Raw genomic sequence first — 15,200 nt, 5'->3', positions numbered from 1 at the left:
TTTATGCTTTTAGAACAAATCATTTGCCGTTATACTCTTATCATGTTTTGTATATTCTACTGGTCTTTTTGCGAAGAAATCATCCAGACTGTTTGCAAAAACTTCTTCTTCAAACCACAACATCGCTTTATAATCTTCTGCAGAAACATCAAATACCGTTGGAATTCCAATTTGTTTTAAACTTTCGTCTAAACGGAATTTCATGAAATTAACTAAATCCGTTTTCTTGATACTTTCGATTTCGCCATCTTCAAAAATCCAATCTAAAATATCTGATTCTACATCGATCGAATGCTTAACTGTATCTCTAATTGCAAGCAAAGTAGCATCATCAAAATAATCTGGGAATTCCTCGCGGATTTTATTGATAATGAAAATTCCTCCATTTGCGTGAATTTGCTCATCAATTGAAGTCCAGGCAATAATGTTGCTTACATTTTTCATATAACCTTTGAATCTGGTAAAAGAAAGCAAAATGGCAAATTGGCTGAAAAGCGAAACATTTTCAATCAAAATACTGAACAAAATCAGTGAAACCATATATTTTTTGTTATCCTGCGAACGCGTATCTTTTAAAACATTGGAAAGATAATCGACACGCTTGCGGATTACTGGAACGTCTAATAATTTCTCGAATTCGTCATTATAGCCTAATACTTCAAGCAAACGCGAATAAGCTTCAGAATGTCTGAATTCACACTCAGCAAAAGTAGTTCCCAAGCCATTAAATTCTGGTTTTGGGAAATGCTCATAAATGTTGCCCCAAAAACTTTTTACGGCAACTTCAATCTGCGCAATTGCTAATAAACTGTTTTTGATAGCCGTTTTTTCAGCTGGTGACAAATGCGAATGAAAATCCTGCGTATCTGCAGTAAAATCGACCTCTGTATGGACCCAGTATGCTTTGTTTATAGCTTCAGTAAATTGTAGTACCTCCGGGTATTCAAAAGGCTTATAATTGATTCTTTTATCGAAAATAGACATAATAAAATTGTATTTAATGGTGAATATGCGAGTAAACGAAATGCAGATTTGGGAGGCATTTTTACACCTCGTTACTTACAAATTTAAGCCACGAATTTTTGTTTTACTTTCGTTTTGATGTTAAAAATAGAGGCAATTATCAACAGGAGAAATTGTGTTTTTTTATGGGGTAAAAAAGTATTTATCAACAGTGCTTTTTAAATTCATAATGCCCAACAAACCAGTTATTTAAAAAGAATCTAAATAAAGTTGTCAACAGGAAAAACCACTTTTATTCTTCGATTAAAAAAAACAGTTATCAACAGCAAACTCGAAAATGAGCAAAATTTCATCTGTAAAAGTGTTACAAAAAGTGGCATTTGAAGTCTCATTTTAAAATTCAAAAAGGTCGGAGTTTAAAAAAATCAAATTGAAAAATAAAACTAATTGTTTAATTTTAAATAATTTACAAAAATTAAGAATTGTTTAAAGTCTAATTTCTAAATCTGAGGAAAGAAATAAAAATGATTTTTTTCTCTTAAACAATTCTCAAAAAAAGCTAGATCAAATGACAACAGATATAATAGAATTGAATGACTTTATTGTTTTAATCGAGCAGTCGAATACAACAAAAACTATAATTCAAAGATGCGAAATTGATGGCGACGCAGTTGGATTTGCTTTTTACGGATCTGGCAATGTTGAACTCGAAATTAAACACAATAATCAGACAAAATATTTGACTAATACAACGGGATTGGCGATTTGCTTTTTCGGAAATCAGAAAGTCGAATTCTCACATAAAATTGAACCCGACAAACCTTTGCAATCCATTAGTATTTTTACCAAACCGAAACATCTGAATACACTTCCTGAAGCCGAAAAAGAAATTTTTGAAAAATACCTTCCAGAACTATTACATCCTGCAGCCCATTTTGTAGAAGGACCATCATATTATATGACGCTCGACATGCAATTGGCAGTTCAAAAAATATTCAACACAACTTACACCGGAAATACGCGATTATTATTTTTGAGAAGCCAAGTCAACGAACTTTTGGCACATTTCTTTGCTCTTTTAACAACGGGTGCTAAAATTGATTTTTCTGAAATCGATAAAAACAAATTATACAAAGCCAAAGAAATTGTAACCACGCATTATTCCAAACCACCATCAATTACACAATTATCGCAAATGGTAGGCTTGAACAGCAACAAACTCAAAAAGAATTTTAAAGAACTTTTTGGCATTCCTGTTTTTAAATATGTACAGGAAGAACGCCTTCATAAAGCATATGAATTACTGCGCGAAAACGAAAAAACAGTTCAAGAAGCAGCTTGGGAAGTGGGTTACGAAAGTTTGAGTTCGTTTTCAAATGCTTTCCACAAAAAATTCGGGATGCGCCCAAATGAAGTTCGGTTTCAGTTCCTTTCAAACAAATCATAATTCTTTTGCGACAAATGATTGATTTTTAATCTAATCAACTTTGTATCAGTAATCATTTAAAGAATATTGATATGAGCAAAAAGAAAATTTTAGTTTTGGGTTCCAATGGGAAAACGGGACGCAGAGTAATCGAAAGATTGAAAAATAACTCAGAGGTTGAAGTTCGTTTAGGTTCTCGATCTGAGAAAATTCCTTTTGATTGGGAAAATTCAGAAACATGGGAAAATGTTCTGAGAGATATTGAAATTGTTTATGTAACATTTCAACCCGATTTAGCAATTCCTTCAGCAGTAGAAACTATTAGGAATTTTACAATTTTGGCAACAAAATCAGGTGTTCAAAAAATAGTTTTATTATCTGGAAGAGGCGAAAAAGAAGCACAACTCTGCGAAGAAATCGTAAAAGAAAATGCGAAAAACTGGACGATTGTACGCGCCAGCTGGTTCAATCAAAACTTTAGCGAAAGCATTTTTTTAGAACCTATTTTAGCCGGAATTGTGGCTTTGCCAAGAGCCGAAGCATTAGAACCTTTTACCGATGCCGATGATATTGCCGATGTTGTTTTGGAATCACTTTTAGATGAAAAACACAACGGAAAGACTTATGAATTAACCGGCCCAAGATTACTGACTTTTAAAGAAGCCATAAATACAATTGCCGAAGCAAGTAGCCGAAATATTGCGTTTCAAAGTTTATCGTTGGAAGAATATTCAAAAATGCTTCGAGATTTTCAAGTTCCCGAAGATCATATCTGGCTGGCAAATTATCTTTTTGAACAAGTTCTTGACGGACGAAATTCCCATATAACTTCTGACATTGAAAAAGTTTTAGGCCGAAAAGCAAAAGATTTTTCCGCTTATGCAAAAGAAACAGCCAAAACTGGAATCTGGAATTCTTAAAACTAAAATGATGAATTATTTTAGAGCAATCTTTTCGGGTTTTCTAGTTTGGATTTTGGTTAGCATTTCGTTTTATATTTTGGATCAAACTCCGTTTATAAAAGATTTCTTTTGGATTCAATCGGCGATTGTGATGTTTGGAATAATCTTTTTTGGAATTTTTGGAGCTAAAATCTATTTTAGAAAAACTCCTCAAACAAATGGTTTGTTGCTCGGAATTACAATGTCGGCAACAGCTTTGATTTTGGATGTTTTGATAACGGTTCCTTTTGTAGAAATACCGAATGGACGAAGTTATTACAGCTTTTTCACGAGTCCGGTTTTATGGCTTTTGGCCACTATAAATGCTCTTTCCGTTTATTTTTATTGGAGAAAAAAAGTGAATCTCTAAACATTAGAAAAACCAAGTCTAAAAAGTATCGGATGAACAAAGATCAGCTTTGGAGAAGCGAAATATTTATAGAAATTGTATTTATTATCGAAGAAAAGCTCCGGCGGAGCGAAATCTTTTTTTCATAAATTGTAGCGTATTTCGCTCCGCCGGAGCTCCTTTGCATTCGCGTTTTTGGATTTCTATAAATATTCTGCCCCGCTGGGGCTTAAAAATAAACAGAAATATAAAAAGCAAAGAGGCTGTCCTTATTCTTCGGACAGCCTCCTTGGTTTATATTAAAATTGAAATTAAAGATTAGCGTCTTTCACTTTTGCTTTCGCCAATTGGCTTACTCTATAAATCAGCAATATGCTCAGTAAAGTAACGCCTGCAACCACAAATCCTAAAGTATCATAATGCTCCAAAGGCGAAGTTTTTGTTTGCTGATGCACGATAAATCCGGCAGAAACAGCTCCTATTCCACCAGCAATTTGCTGTAATGATGAAGTGATCGACATATAAGCGCCACGATCTTTCATATCAGGAATTGCTGTGTTTAATGTAGTCGCTGGAATCATTCGGCTCATAATTCCCATAAATAAAATCATGTTTAGGACAACAATCTGCCAAAGTGGAATTGGACTTAAATTAGTATAAATCAAAATCATAATTATGGACAAAACAGATCCAGCAGCAAATAATTTAAACTTGCTTATTTTATCGCTTAATTTTCCAATTAATGGCATAATAACTAATACTGAAAGACCTGTGAAGAAAAACACCATTGGCAATTCTTCCTGACTGATATGAATATTATTTACTAAATAAGCACTTCCAAAAGGTTGTAGCATAAAACCTCCTATTGAAAGAAAAGCGATCGCCATAAACCCAATTTGGTACTGTCTATTGCTTAATGTATGCCACAAATGCAAAAATGGGCTTTTGTCTGATTGGATTTCTAAATGTTTTGTAATTGCCGGCAATTGCGTAAAAACTGCTACAAGAATTAACAAAGCCAAAACCGCAATCATGATAAAAGTTGAATGCCAACCCCAGTGATTAGCGAAAAATAATCCGGCTGGTATTCCAAGGATTTGACTTGATGCGTAGGCCATTTGAATAAATCCCATCACGCGTCCGCGTTGGTGAATCACAAATAAATCGGTTACAATGGCTAATGAAATCGAGCCGATTACGCCTCCAAATAATCCTGTAAAAATGCGTGCCATAAGCAACATATGATAATTTGAAGAAAATGCGCAAAAAAGAGTTCCGATAATAAATCCGATGTAGAAGAAGATAAGCATTTTTTTTCGGTCGAATTTATCCGCAAAACCTGCTGCCAAAAGTCCAGAAATTCCTGCGCTGAAAGCATAAGCAGAAACGGCAAAACCAAAATCTGAAGTCGTCATGCTCAGCTTTTTCATTAATATATCTCCAAGCGGAGAAATTACAACAAAGTCTACTATTACAGTGAATTGCAAAAGCGCTAGTATGGCAATAATAATTTTTTGATGAGAAGTGAAAGTGGGGCTTTCTATGGTAGTTTTTTCCATTATTTTTATTAATATTTTTTAAGACAATTCTTGGCATTCAAAGCCTAAATTGGTGATTATTGTAATAATTTCATGAGGTTTCAAAGTTTCTGAAACCACTCGGAGAACGCAGTCAACATCTTCACAGTCTATACTCCATTGTTCGATGTTTTGATTATTATTAAGTGCGTAATGCGCTGGGCATTCTGCGTTAATTGCACTGATATTGGTTTTAAAAATATGTATTGCGTTTAAATCTGTTTCCATAATTTTCAAGGTTTTAAGCCTTTGACAGCTGCTTGAAAGGCTTCTTTCATAATCTCTTTTGTAAGCACAAATGGTTTTCCTCCCATACTTTTGCGTTCAGCATGCATGTTCAATAATGTATAAAGAGGTCCGTACGCCACACACCAAAACGCTTCAAAACTCATTGGGAGAAGTTCTTTATTTTGAAGTGCATTTTCAGTAAATTGGTTCATAATGGCTCTAAAATCGGCAAACTCACTAATTGAGTCCAAAATGATTTCTCCATGTGGCGAGTGTTTGATGATTTCAAAAAATGCAACTTCTTTAGGATATTTCATTGCAAAGTTGGCGCGATTTTCCCATTGTTTCCACAAACCTTCTTCAAATGGCATGTCTGGCGAAAAGTCTTTAATAGTGCTTTTAAAAAACTTCAGCCCGATCTTGGCTCCTATCTTTTGAATCAAATCATCTTTGTCAGCATAATAAATATAGAGCGTACCAACAGAGATTGAACAGGCTTTCGCCAATTTATTCATACTGAAACCCTGAAACCCTTCCTGTACAATCTGGTCAATCGCCATTTCAATAACCAGTTTTTCTTTGTCAATATCTCTAATTCTCATAGCTGTATTTTTTTGACAAAGATAAAACAATAAATGAATGAACGCTTTTTTATTTTTGTTTTTTTAATTTTTTTTTAGAAAAAAGAAGCAAGAAGCAAGATTTGGAAAATGCAAAACTCTAATTTCTTCGAAATAAAAACGTATAAAAAAAGTCTGCAAACAAACGCTTACAGACTTAAAACACTAAACAAATAAAATTAAATTATCTTCTATATAAATCTTGCTTCTTGCTTTTTTTATCTAAATTTTACTTTCCACTTCTCACTAAAGCAACATCATCTATAAAACAAAAAGATTTTGCTTTTCCATCTGCTAGAAAACCAACTTCGGCCTTTCCTCCTTTTACTTTTATATCTTTTATGACAATTGTTTTCCAATCGAGATTTTCCTCTTTTATCGCAAACTGAAATTTCTTTCCACCAGTTTCTGCGTAGATTTCGAGATTAGCAAAACCTTTGCTATTTTTTACTTTCGCCGTCAAAGTATAAAGTCCATCTTCTAATTTTACATATGGCGATGATTCAATTTTTTGGAAAATTTTTCGATTGAAATCAATCTTGTCACTAATATTCAAACTCTTTTCTCCAATAACCGTTTTTCTTTCAATTTGCGTATTAAAATGATTTAAAACTGGCGAAGTAGCAGTATCTTGGCTAATAGCATTTCCTTCAATTATCTCAGTTGCCCAGCCAGTCAATTGAAGCTGTACGGGTTTAACCGGACTCGGAATATGGCGTCGGTCAGCTTCAAAACTGCCATTTTTTATGTAATTATTTTCTTTATTCACTTTCCAAGTTCCTGTTTTTGCATCCAAATCCCAAGCGCTGAGCGAATTAAAATAGGGTTCACTTCCATCAAATGACATTGGACACCATTGATTATATCCTAAACCATTTCCGGCAAAATCGGCCCACCGATCGCCGCAATAAACAATGGTTTCCTGTTTACTTCCTTTTACAGAAAAGAAAAATCCAGTTTGCGAAACATGGGCAAAATCTTCTTCGGCGCCTTTTGTAACCAACATTTCATTTGTTGGACGATACGGACCGCGAATATCATCGGCAACCAAATAATAAGCAAAAGAGGAATCCCAGCCGTATATGTTTGAAGCATACATATAATATTTGCCTTTGTATTTAAACATGCAGTTTCCTTCTCTGCTTTCGCCTTTAAAAATTTCGGTACAATCCAACAGATTTACTTTTCCCTCTTTCATTCCAATTTCCGAAACGTAAATTTTGTTACGACCTTTTCCGTAAGAATAAATCAAATAAGATTTTCCCGTATCTTCATCCGTAAACACAGTCTGATCTCCAGTATTGCTGGTTCCAATCATTTTTTCCATGTTTATCTTTTTATCCCACAAAAATTCACCTGTTGGAGAATCAGAAAGCGTAATTAGAACCTCGCTTCCATGCTGTACAAACATGGCGTATTTCTTTATTTCTTTAATGTAGCAAACGCCTAAACGCCCCACCCAAGTTTTTCCGGTTTTGTTTGCTTCTTCTTTTGATAAAACATTTTTCTCAAAAGTCCAATTCACTAAATCAGTAGAACTGTAGCAGGTTACAGCTTCAAAATTATTTTTTTCATGCGTTACAGAAGGGTCAGCACGATATTGATCTGCTTCCGCATAGTGCACGCCATACCAAAAGTATTTTTGTTTTCCTGTAGCGGGATCAGGAAATTTAAAGATCCCTCCTCCTTGACTGTTTAAAGGTTTTCCATCAACAGTATTCCAAAAAACATCATTTTTAATTGTCCTATTTTGGGCTATAGTTTTATCTGGTGTTCCGAGACAAAGCATTGAAAGAATAACGCTCAAGAAATACCATTTTTGAATTTTCATATTTATTACGGTTAGTTAGTTCGTAATAAAATTATTGAATAGCTATAAAGTTTCTGTCATGCACTATCCTGTTTAGTAATAGATATTTAAGATTATTACAGATTTTGAATTCTCGATAATCTTTTCAAGTCGTTTAAAAAAAGTCTCGCTCACCATTGGACATCCGTGGCTACGGGAAATATAATAATCCTGCTCTTCTTCGGGAACTGCAGAATAAGAATGTAAAACGACAGCTCTTTTCAAAGCATTGCAATTGGTTTCATCCAATCCAGTTAATTTATATGATTTTCCGAACTTCCCTATATATGATTTTCCAATTGCATATCGACCTAAAGATGTGGCATTTGAATTTGGTTCATTGCTGAATTTAAGTTCTCCCGGAATTCCGGTTTCTGATCCACATCCGTTAGCAACAAGTCCTTCATCTAAAATTTTGTCGTTTTCTAAATCATAAACAAAGAATCTGTTTTTCCCCGATTTTATTTTCATATCAATAAAAAAGGCAATTTTTGTATTATAAGAACTGCTGGTTTTGATCTTCTCCTTTACTTCTGTCAGTTGGCTGTTGAATCTTTCAATATCAGTTGCGGTCCAATTTTCTATGTTGGATTTTATCTTCGGATTTACAAAAATAGATAACGAAAGGAATAGGATTAAATTGAAAATTTTCATAAAAGTGGTATTAAAAATTTACACAAAACATTTTTTTCAGAAAAGTTGTTTTTTTATGATGCAAATTTACCATGTTGATCCACCACAAATAAGGATATAAAAGACTTAAAAACAACACAATAAGCCTTTAATACGATCCGTTTTTTTGAAGATTTTTGGAACGAATTCCTTTAAAATAGACAGATACGTGCTGTTTTTCGATTTCAATTCAGATTCATTTCTTCTACATATCCCATTCAAAACTAATGAACTGATTTAAAACACATTATAATAAGAATTTTAAGATTAATGCTTTTTTATATGCTTAATATTATATAACTTGCATATAGCAAATAAAAAATCTACACATTATGAAAAAAATTCTATTTTCTATCTTAGTAGTTGCGATTAGTATAATGTACCAACCGATTTTTTCGCAAACCGAGGATACCGAGCCAGCTTTAGGACTTCCTGGTGATAATTTAGATCTTTATGCTGTTCTAGCTCTTTTTCAAAAATCAAAAACAATCGAAGAGTTTGAAAAAAAATTAAACCTAAAAGAAACGGGAATCAATAATTTGGATCTTAATCTGGACAAAAAAGTAGATTTTATAAAAGTAGTCACAAAAAAGGATGGCAATTCTTTTACTTTTATTCTTCAAGTCAATGTAAGTAAAAACGAAACTCAGGATGTTGCGATAATCTTAGTATCCAAAGATAAAAACGGAAAAGTGTCGCTTCAAATGGTTGGAGATGAAGATCTTTATGGTAAGAATTATGTCATTGAGCCTAAAAAAGATGTACCTGCAGTAACGGCTAATCCTGCTTACAAAGGCGAGAATCCTGTAACCACAAGTACCCCCGCAACGACTGTAATTGTAGAGCAGGCACCAATTGTTCAATATGTATATTCACCGGCCTATGTCCCTTATTACCCTCCGTACTATTATGGATATTACCCACCATATTTTGCTGCTTTCACAGTATTAGCAGTAGGAATTTATCGTCACAATCACTGGTATCACGGAGGACATTATGGATACCACGGAGGCCATTATGGTGGACACAATAACATCGTAATCAATAACAACAATAGAAACAGTATTAATCATTACAACAGCAACAGGTCACGATCAAATACTGTAGCCCGAAACAATCAAGGCGGCCGTTATGGCAATAGTGTTTCAAATCGTGCTACAAATACAGGTGTTTCGAATAGAGCTGGAGCTGGAGCAAATCGCCCTTCTGCGGGAACTTCTGACAGGGGTTCAGCTGCAAATCGTCCTTCTGCAGGAACATCAGATAGAGGTTCAAACAGAGGTTCGTCAGCAAATCGCCCTTCGGCAGGAACATCGGATCGAAGCTTTTCATCACCATCAAATCGCAGTTCTTCTAATTTTAATTCAGGAGGCGGAAGAACGAGATCTGGAGGCGGTGGTTTCAGTGGCGGCGGAGGCTTTGGCGGAGGCGGTGGACGCAGACGCTAATCAAAATACAAATGCATAAAAAAAGATCGGATATCATAATCCGATCTTTTTTTATGTCATCATTTATTTATTGATCTGAAACGCTCATGTCTCTTACGCAGACATATTTTCCATCTCTTTTTACAAACAAACTCATATAGTTTCCAGTATTAATAATGGCTTTTGTAGAATCTGTAACTTCAAAAGCGCCTGTTTCTACAACCTGATTTCCATCATCTGACACAAAAATTTCTCCAGTTTTAAATGCAATCTGATTGGAGTTTGAGCCAACATTATCTTTCAAAAACTCTACAATATTAGCTTTTCCAACCAAAGGAATATGATTTTGGTAGTAACTAATTGCATCATCTGCATAATAGCCGACACTTGTAAGTTCTCCTGAATTATACACTCTAGCAAAGTCATTTTCTTTACTTTGGATTTCCTTTTTTATCGCTTCTTTATCAACCACTACAGGTTCTTCTTTTTTCGTATTGCAGGCAAAGACAGAAGTTAAAACACCTAACAATAAAATTTCTTTTAAAAGATTGTTTTTCATATATTTAAGGATTTAAAACTATACCTTAAAAGTACTTATAAAAATTAAAATATCACGTTATTTCTGTCAAAAATATTATTAGGTTTTGATGAAGATTACGAAAACATTTCAATATAATTTATATGAATCTGAATATATTAAAGCAATACGCGCCCTTGTCCGAATGTTTTTGCCAGAATTATAGTAAGTTATTCAGGTCATATTGACTCTTTGTCAAAAAAATAGATATATTAGCAGGAGAAAAGCTTATTACTAAGAATCAATCAAAAGTTCGATTAAAAAAAATGCTTTATATTTAATTTTACCCCAATTAAAAATGAATAAAACCCATTATAATATTTTACTAGCAGACGACGACGACGACGATTGCTCTTTTTTTAAAGAAGCACTTGACGAATTAAACCTACCAGTAACTCTTGTAACAGTGCATGATGGTGTACAATTAATGGATTATTTAAAAGCGCATTCACCTAACAACTTACCAGATATTCTTTTTCTCGATTTGAATATGCCTCGCAAAAATGGCCACGAATGCCTGAAAGAAATTAAGGAAATTCCAGAATTTGATAGACTTCCTGTAATTATTTTTTCTACTTCTCTAGATATTGAAATCGTTGATTTGATGTACGAAAAAGGTGCTACGCATTATATACGCAAACCTGGCGAATTTTCTAAACTAAAAGCTGTAATCAACAATGCTTTGTCAACCACAGTCGAAAATAATTTAAAACAGCCTGCGAGAGAACAATTCGTTCTTCAGCCGTAATTTTTTTTCAGGGATGAACCACGAGGAATATTATTTTCTAGCTGACGGTGGCGAAATGGGCAAATTGACCCGTTCCAAAGATTGGAGCAAAACTGCTTTAGATACTCCTCATTTATGGCCGAAGAGCCTGCAGACAATGGTTTCGGTAATGCTCAATAATCCTATTGGAATGTATATTGCTTGGGGAAATGAATATACTCAACTTTATAATGATGCCTTTCGCCCAATTTTGGGTTCAACAAAACATCCTGACGCTTTAGGAATTACTTCAAAAGAAACATTTTCTGAAATTTGGGATACTATCGGGCCAATGTTTGAAGATGTCATGAATGGCAATGCCGTTAGTTATTCTGATCTAAAACTTGTCTTGAATCGAAATGGATTTGATGAAGATTGTTATTTTAACTTTTCCTATACGCCAATTAAAACTGAAAATGGAAATGTAGGCGGCATATTAGTAACTGTTGTTGAAACTACCGAAAAGACTGAGCAACTTGTAAATAAAGCCAAATTTCAAGAAAGCGAGCAAAAAATAAGACAACTAGTCGAAAACGCACCATTTCCTATTGGTGTATATACCGGTAAAGAAATGCGCATTGAACTTGCCAATCAATCGATTATGGATGTTTGGGGAAAAGGAAATGATGTTGTTGGAAAACTATATACCGAGATTCTTCCTGAACTTAACAATCAATCGGTTTTTGAGCAAGTAGCAAATGTATTTGAAACAGGTGAAGCGTTTCATAACAAAAATGCTCGTATTGACATTACCATGAACGGCAAACTGGAAAGTTTTTACTTTAATTACAGTTTTACACCGCTTTACGATATAAACGGGAATATTTACGGTGTAATGAATACTGCCGCAGAAGTTACCGATTTACATCTTGCTACGAAAAAAATTGAAGAAGCAGATAAGCGTTTTCGTGATACTGTAAAACAAGCTCCAATAGGAATTACAATTTTGCGCGGGCCCGATTATATGGTCGAAATGGCCAATGAAGCTTATTTAAAAATTGTTGATCGAGAGGAAAGTGATTTTGTTGGCAAACCGCTGTTTGATTCACTTCCTGAGGTGAGAGAAAGTGTCAATAAACTTTTAAGCGATGTATTGACAACTGGAGTTCCGTTTTATGGAAATGAAGTTCCGATTCCGCTGAACCGTTACGGAAAACTTGATATTTCGTATTTTGATTTTCTTTACAATCCGCTGAAAGAGGAAAATGGAGAAATCTCCGGAATTATTGTTACTGTAACCGAAGTAAGCGAAAAAGTTGAAGTCAGAAAAAAAATCGAGCTCAACGAAGAAAGGCTGAAAATCATAGTAGAGGCCAGCGAACTTGGAACTTGGGAATTGAATCTTAAAGAAAAACAAGTTCATTATTCACAACGTTATCTCGAAATTGTAACTGGAAATAAAGAAAACGTAGATTTAACACACGAACAAATTCTTAAGCATGTTCATCCTGACGATTTAGAAATAAGAAATCGCGCATATGATGAAGCGCTTCTTACGGGAATTATTGGTTATGAGTTAAGAGTAATTTGGGCTGACAAATCAATTCATTGGGTTGAAGCAAAAGGAAAAGTTTTTTTTGATGCCAATAAAAATCCTGAAAAATTACTTGGAACAGTTCGAGACATTACAGACGAAAAACACCATCAGCAAGTACTAGAAGAAAGCGAGAAACGTTTTCGCTCTTTAGCAGAAAGTATTCCGCAATTAATTTGGGAGACTGATGAAAAAGGCAATTCTTTGTTTGCTTCTGGAAAATGGTTTGAATACACCGGAATTTATCCTGAAGGAGAAGAATCCTGGAAAATGATGATTCATCCTGACGATTATCAAGAAAATGCCCGAATTTGGAGCCATTGCCTAAAAACAGGAGAAATTTATCGTTGCGATGTGCGCATTAAACGAAATGATGGCGCTTACAGATGGCACGCCGTAATTGGCGAGCCTGTTTTTAATGACGAAAACAAAATCATTAAATGGGTTGGTGCTTTCACAGATATTCATACAGAAAAAGCTTTCACAAACGAGCTTGAGCAACAAGTAACCGCAAGAACTAAAGAACTAAGTCTGATGAATGAATCGCTTCAAAAAAGTGAAGAACGTTATCATTTGATGGTTGAAGAAGTTCAGGATTATGCAATTTTGTACCTTAACCATGAAGGTATTGTTGAAAATTGGAATTTAGGTGCACAAAAAATAAAAGGATATAAAGCGGAAGAAATTATTGGAAAAAGTTTTTCTGAATTTTACACCGAATCTGATCGAAAAAATAATCTTCCTCAGAAATTATTGAATCTGGCTATTGAAAAAGGGAAATCGAGCCACGAAGGATGGCGCGTTCGAAAGGACAAAACGCTTTTTTGGGCAAATGTAACCCTTACTGCCATTCATAATAAAAACAATCAGATTATTGGTTTTTCAAAAATGACGCACGATCTTACAGAGAAAAAGAGTGCCGATGACAAATTAAAAATGAATGCCTTAGAACTTGAAAATAAAAATGCAGAACTTGAAAAAATGAATCAAGAACTTCAATCTTTTGCTTACATTTCAAGTCACGACTTACAGGAACCATTACGAAAAATCCAAACTTTTGCCACGCAAATTATGGAGAAAGAATCTGAAAATTTATCTGATTATGGAAAAGATAAATTCAAAAGAATGCAAAATGCGGCACAGCGAATGCAAACTTTAATCAATGACCTACTTTCATATTCTAGAACCAATGTTCAGGAAAGAATTTTTGAAAAAGTAGATTTGGGAAAAATTATAGCTGAGGTCAAGGAAGATTTAAAAGAAGAAATTGAACAGAAAAATGCCAAAATTGAAAATCTGAAAAATTGCGAAGCCAATGTTATTCCGTTTCAATTCAGGCAACTTTTATATAATTTGGTGAGTAATTCTCTAAAATTTTCGAATCCTGAAAACCCGATTGTCATAAAAATAAATTGCCAAATTGCTAAAGGTATTGTTTTCAACAATGAAAAATTAATTCCAGAAACCAATTATTGCCACATCAGAATTGAAGACAACGGAATTGGTTTTGAACAACAATACAGCAACAAAATATTTGAAGTTTTTCAGCGCTTGCATGGAAAACTTGAATATAATGGAACAGGAATTGGCTTAGCTATTGTAAAAAAAATTGTAGACAATCATAACGGAATCATAAAAGCAACTGGTAAATTGAATAAAGGTGCTATTTTTGATATATATATTCCGGTAAGATAATTTTCAAAAGCCTCAAAACAAGGTTTTCTTTTAACAGAAAATTACAAAAGTGTCAGTTTTTCCAATTAATTAAAATTTTATGAAAAAGCTATTTTTTATACTGCCATTGCTATTTTTTGCATCTGCAATTTTTGCACAAAGCCAAGATCCTTCATCAAAACGCATTATAGGAAATTGGTATTCGAACACAACCCGAACTACGAAATGGGTTTTTACTCAGGATGGAAAACTTTACAACTATGATCAAAACATAATGAAAGTGATGTATAAATATTCCATATCAAACAGTTGTCAGAACAATTCAAGCGATACTTCTGAATTTGTGACCTTAAGAGATAAGGACGGCGATGAGTACTGCTTTAAAATAAATGGAATAAATGAAAACAAAAATGGCGTGCTATCGCTTACCAATATGAGCAACATGCAACCTCTTATTTTTGTAAACAATATAAATTTAAAAATTACTCCTTAGTGCGCAGAAAAAAGAAGAAAGAAGGTCTCTATAATTCTTATTTTCGAATCTGATGATTAAAAAAAGCAGGAATTCTTTGTTGGAAATCCTGCTTTTTCTTTTCT

Annotated in this window: 14 protein-coding genes; 7 read left to right on the top strand and 7 right to left on the bottom strand. The window is 34.0% G+C overall.

Features of this window, described 5'->3' with window-relative positions; translation table 11 throughout:
• Positions 1–9: 9 nt before the first annotated feature.
• A complete protein-coding gene (locus EYY60_RS13635) occupies positions 10–984 on the bottom strand; it encodes a ribonucleotide-diphosphate reductase subunit beta (protein WP_132989867.1) in 975 nt (324 codons plus the stop codon).
• A 547-nt stretch (positions 985–1,531) separates the two neighbouring features.
• Between EYY60_RS13635 and EYY60_RS13630 the strand changes: the two genes are divergently transcribed.
• The 3 genes from EYY60_RS13630 to EYY60_RS13620 all read left to right on the top strand — a co-directional run bounded on the left by EYY60_RS13630 (position 1,532) and on the right by EYY60_RS13620 (position 3,700).
• Positions 1,532–2,410, top strand: coding sequence for a helix-turn-helix domain-containing protein (locus EYY60_RS13630; protein ID WP_132989866.1), 879 nt, complete (start codon positions 1,532–1,534; stop codon positions 2,408–2,410).
• A 71-nt stretch (positions 2,411–2,481) separates the two neighbouring features.
• On the top strand, positions 2,482–3,309 hold the full coding sequence (locus EYY60_RS13625; protein ID WP_132989865.1) for an SDR family oxidoreductase: 828 nt from the start codon (positions 2,482–2,484) through the stop codon (positions 3,307–3,309).
• On the top strand, positions 3,269–3,700 hold the full coding sequence (locus EYY60_RS13620) for a DUF5367 family protein (protein WP_132989864.1): 432 nt from the start codon (positions 3,269–3,271) through the stop codon (positions 3,698–3,700). Before EYY60_RS13625 ends, EYY60_RS13620 begins: the two co-directional genes overlap by 41 nt.
• Positions 3,701–3,990: 290 nt before the next feature.
• Here the strand turns inward: EYY60_RS13620 and EYY60_RS13615 are convergent, their stop codons facing one another.
• From EYY60_RS13615 to EYY60_RS13595, 5 genes are all read right to left on the bottom strand, one after another.
• Complete coding sequence (locus EYY60_RS13615; RefSeq protein ID WP_132989863.1) at positions 3,991–5,238, bottom strand: MFS transporter; 1,248 nt, start codon at positions 5,236–5,238, stop codon at positions 3,991–3,993.
• 18 nt (positions 5,239–5,256) lie between these two features.
• Entirely contained in the window at positions 5,257–5,484 is a 228-nt protein-coding gene (locus EYY60_RS13610) for a hypothetical protein (protein ID WP_132989862.1), read from the bottom strand.
• Positions 5,485–5,489: 5 nt separating this feature from the next.
• Positions 5,490–6,086: a TetR/AcrR family transcriptional regulator gene (locus EYY60_RS13605; protein ID WP_132989861.1), complete on the bottom strand. Its 597-nt coding sequence runs from the start codon at positions 6,084–6,086 to the stop codon at positions 5,490–5,492.
• A 247-nt stretch (positions 6,087–6,333) separates the two neighbouring features.
• Complete coding sequence (locus tag EYY60_RS13600; protein ID WP_132989860.1) at positions 6,334–7,935, bottom strand: family 43 glycosylhydrolase; 1,602 nt, start codon at positions 7,933–7,935, stop codon at positions 6,334–6,336.
• A 72-nt stretch (positions 7,936–8,007) separates the two neighbouring features.
• On the bottom strand, positions 8,008–8,607 hold the full coding sequence (locus EYY60_RS13595) for a murein L,D-transpeptidase catalytic domain-containing protein (RefSeq protein ID WP_132989859.1): 600 nt from the start codon (positions 8,605–8,607) through the stop codon (positions 8,008–8,010).
• A gap of 350 nt (positions 8,608–8,957) precedes the next feature.
• Here EYY60_RS13595 and EYY60_RS13590 point away from each other — a divergent pair, with 350 nt between their 5' ends.
• Positions 8,958–10,073 carry a hypothetical protein gene (locus EYY60_RS13590; protein WP_132989858.1) on the top strand — a complete coding sequence of 372 codons (1,116 nt, stop codon included), beginning with the start codon at positions 8,958–8,960 and terminating at the stop codon, positions 10,071–10,073.
• A 67-nt stretch (positions 10,074–10,140) separates the two neighbouring features.
• Here the strand turns inward: EYY60_RS13590 and EYY60_RS13585 are convergent, their stop codons facing one another.
• On the bottom strand, positions 10,141–10,611 hold the full coding sequence (locus EYY60_RS13585; protein ID WP_132989857.1) for a YybH family protein: 471 nt from the start codon (positions 10,609–10,611) through the stop codon (positions 10,141–10,143).
• A gap of 316 nt (positions 10,612–10,927) precedes the next feature.
• Between EYY60_RS13585 and EYY60_RS13580 the strand changes: the two genes are divergently transcribed.
• The 3 genes from EYY60_RS13580 to EYY60_RS13570 all read left to right on the top strand — a co-directional run bounded on the left by EYY60_RS13580 (position 10,928) and on the right by EYY60_RS13570 (position 15,096).
• Positions 10,928–11,377 (top strand): response regulator, encoded by a 450-nt coding sequence (locus tag EYY60_RS13580; RefSeq protein ID WP_132989856.1) that lies wholly within the window; start codon positions 10,928–10,930, stop codon positions 11,375–11,377.
• A gap of 13 nt (positions 11,378–11,390) precedes the next feature.
• On the top strand, positions 11,391–14,624 hold the full coding sequence (locus EYY60_RS13575; protein WP_132989855.1) for a PAS domain S-box protein: 3,234 nt from the start codon (positions 11,391–11,393) through the stop codon (positions 14,622–14,624).
• Between the two features lie 79 nt (positions 14,625–14,703).
• Positions 14,704–15,096: a hypothetical protein gene (locus EYY60_RS13570; protein ID WP_132989854.1), complete on the top strand. Its 393-nt coding sequence runs from the start codon at positions 14,704–14,706 to the stop codon at positions 15,094–15,096.
• Positions 15,097–15,200: the final 104 nt, after the last annotated feature.

It is taken from the genome of Flavobacterium zhairuonense (assembly GCF_004352915.1).
GTDB lineage: Bacteria > Bacteroidota > Bacteroidia > Flavobacteriales > Flavobacteriaceae > Flavobacterium > Flavobacterium zhairuonense.
This window is presented reverse-complemented; position numbering and strand designations above follow the sequence as displayed.

Bases quoted from the DNA above. Each gene is read 5' to 3' on its own strand.
- EYY60_RS13605 (WP_132989861.1), bottom strand. From the start codon at position 6,086: ATGAGAATTAGAGATATTGACAAAGAAAAACTGGTTATTGAAATGGCG.
- EYY60_RS13585 (WP_132989857.1), bottom strand. From the start codon at position 10,611: ATGAAAAACAATCTTTTAAAAGAAATTTTATTGTTAGGTGTTTTAACT.
- EYY60_RS13595 (WP_132989859.1), bottom strand. From the start codon at position 8,607: ATGAAAATTTTCAATTTAATCCTATTCCTTTCGTTATCTATTTTTGTA.
- EYY60_RS13590 (WP_132989858.1), top strand. From the start codon at position 8,958: ATGAAAAAAATTCTATTTTCTATCTTAGTAGTTGCGATTAGTATAATG.
- EYY60_RS13570 (WP_132989854.1), top strand. From the start codon at position 14,704: ATGAAAAAGCTATTTTTTATACTGCCATTGCTATTTTTTGCATCTGCA.
- EYY60_RS13615 (WP_132989863.1), bottom strand. From the start codon at position 5,238: ATGGAAAAAACTACCATAGAAAGCCCCACTTTCACTTCTCATCAAAAA.
- EYY60_RS13610 (WP_132989862.1), bottom strand. From the start codon at position 5,484: ATGGAAACAGATTTAAACGCAATACATATTTTTAAAACCAATATCAGT.
- EYY60_RS13620 (WP_132989864.1), top strand. From the start codon at position 3,269: ATGCAAAAGAAACAGCCAAAACTGGAATCTGGAATTCTTAAAACTAAA.
- EYY60_RS13630 (WP_132989866.1), top strand. From the start codon at position 1,532: ATGACAACAGATATAATAGAATTGAATGACTTTATTGTTTTAATCGAG.
- EYY60_RS13625 (WP_132989865.1), top strand. From the start codon at position 2,482: ATGAGCAAAAAGAAAATTTTAGTTTTGGGTTCCAATGGGAAAACGGGA.
- EYY60_RS13635 (WP_132989867.1), bottom strand. From the start codon at position 984: ATGTCTATTTTCGATAAAAGAATCAATTATAAGCCTTTTGAATACCCG.
- EYY60_RS13575 (WP_132989855.1), top strand. From the start codon at position 11,391: ATGAACCACGAGGAATATTATTTTCTAGCTGACGGTGGCGAAATGGGC.
- EYY60_RS13580 (WP_132989856.1), top strand. From the start codon at position 10,928: ATGAATAAAACCCATTATAATATTTTACTAGCAGACGACGACGACGAC.
- EYY60_RS13600 (WP_132989860.1), bottom strand. From the start codon at position 7,935: ATGAAAATTCAAAAATGGTATTTCTTGAGCGTTATTCTTTCAATGCTT.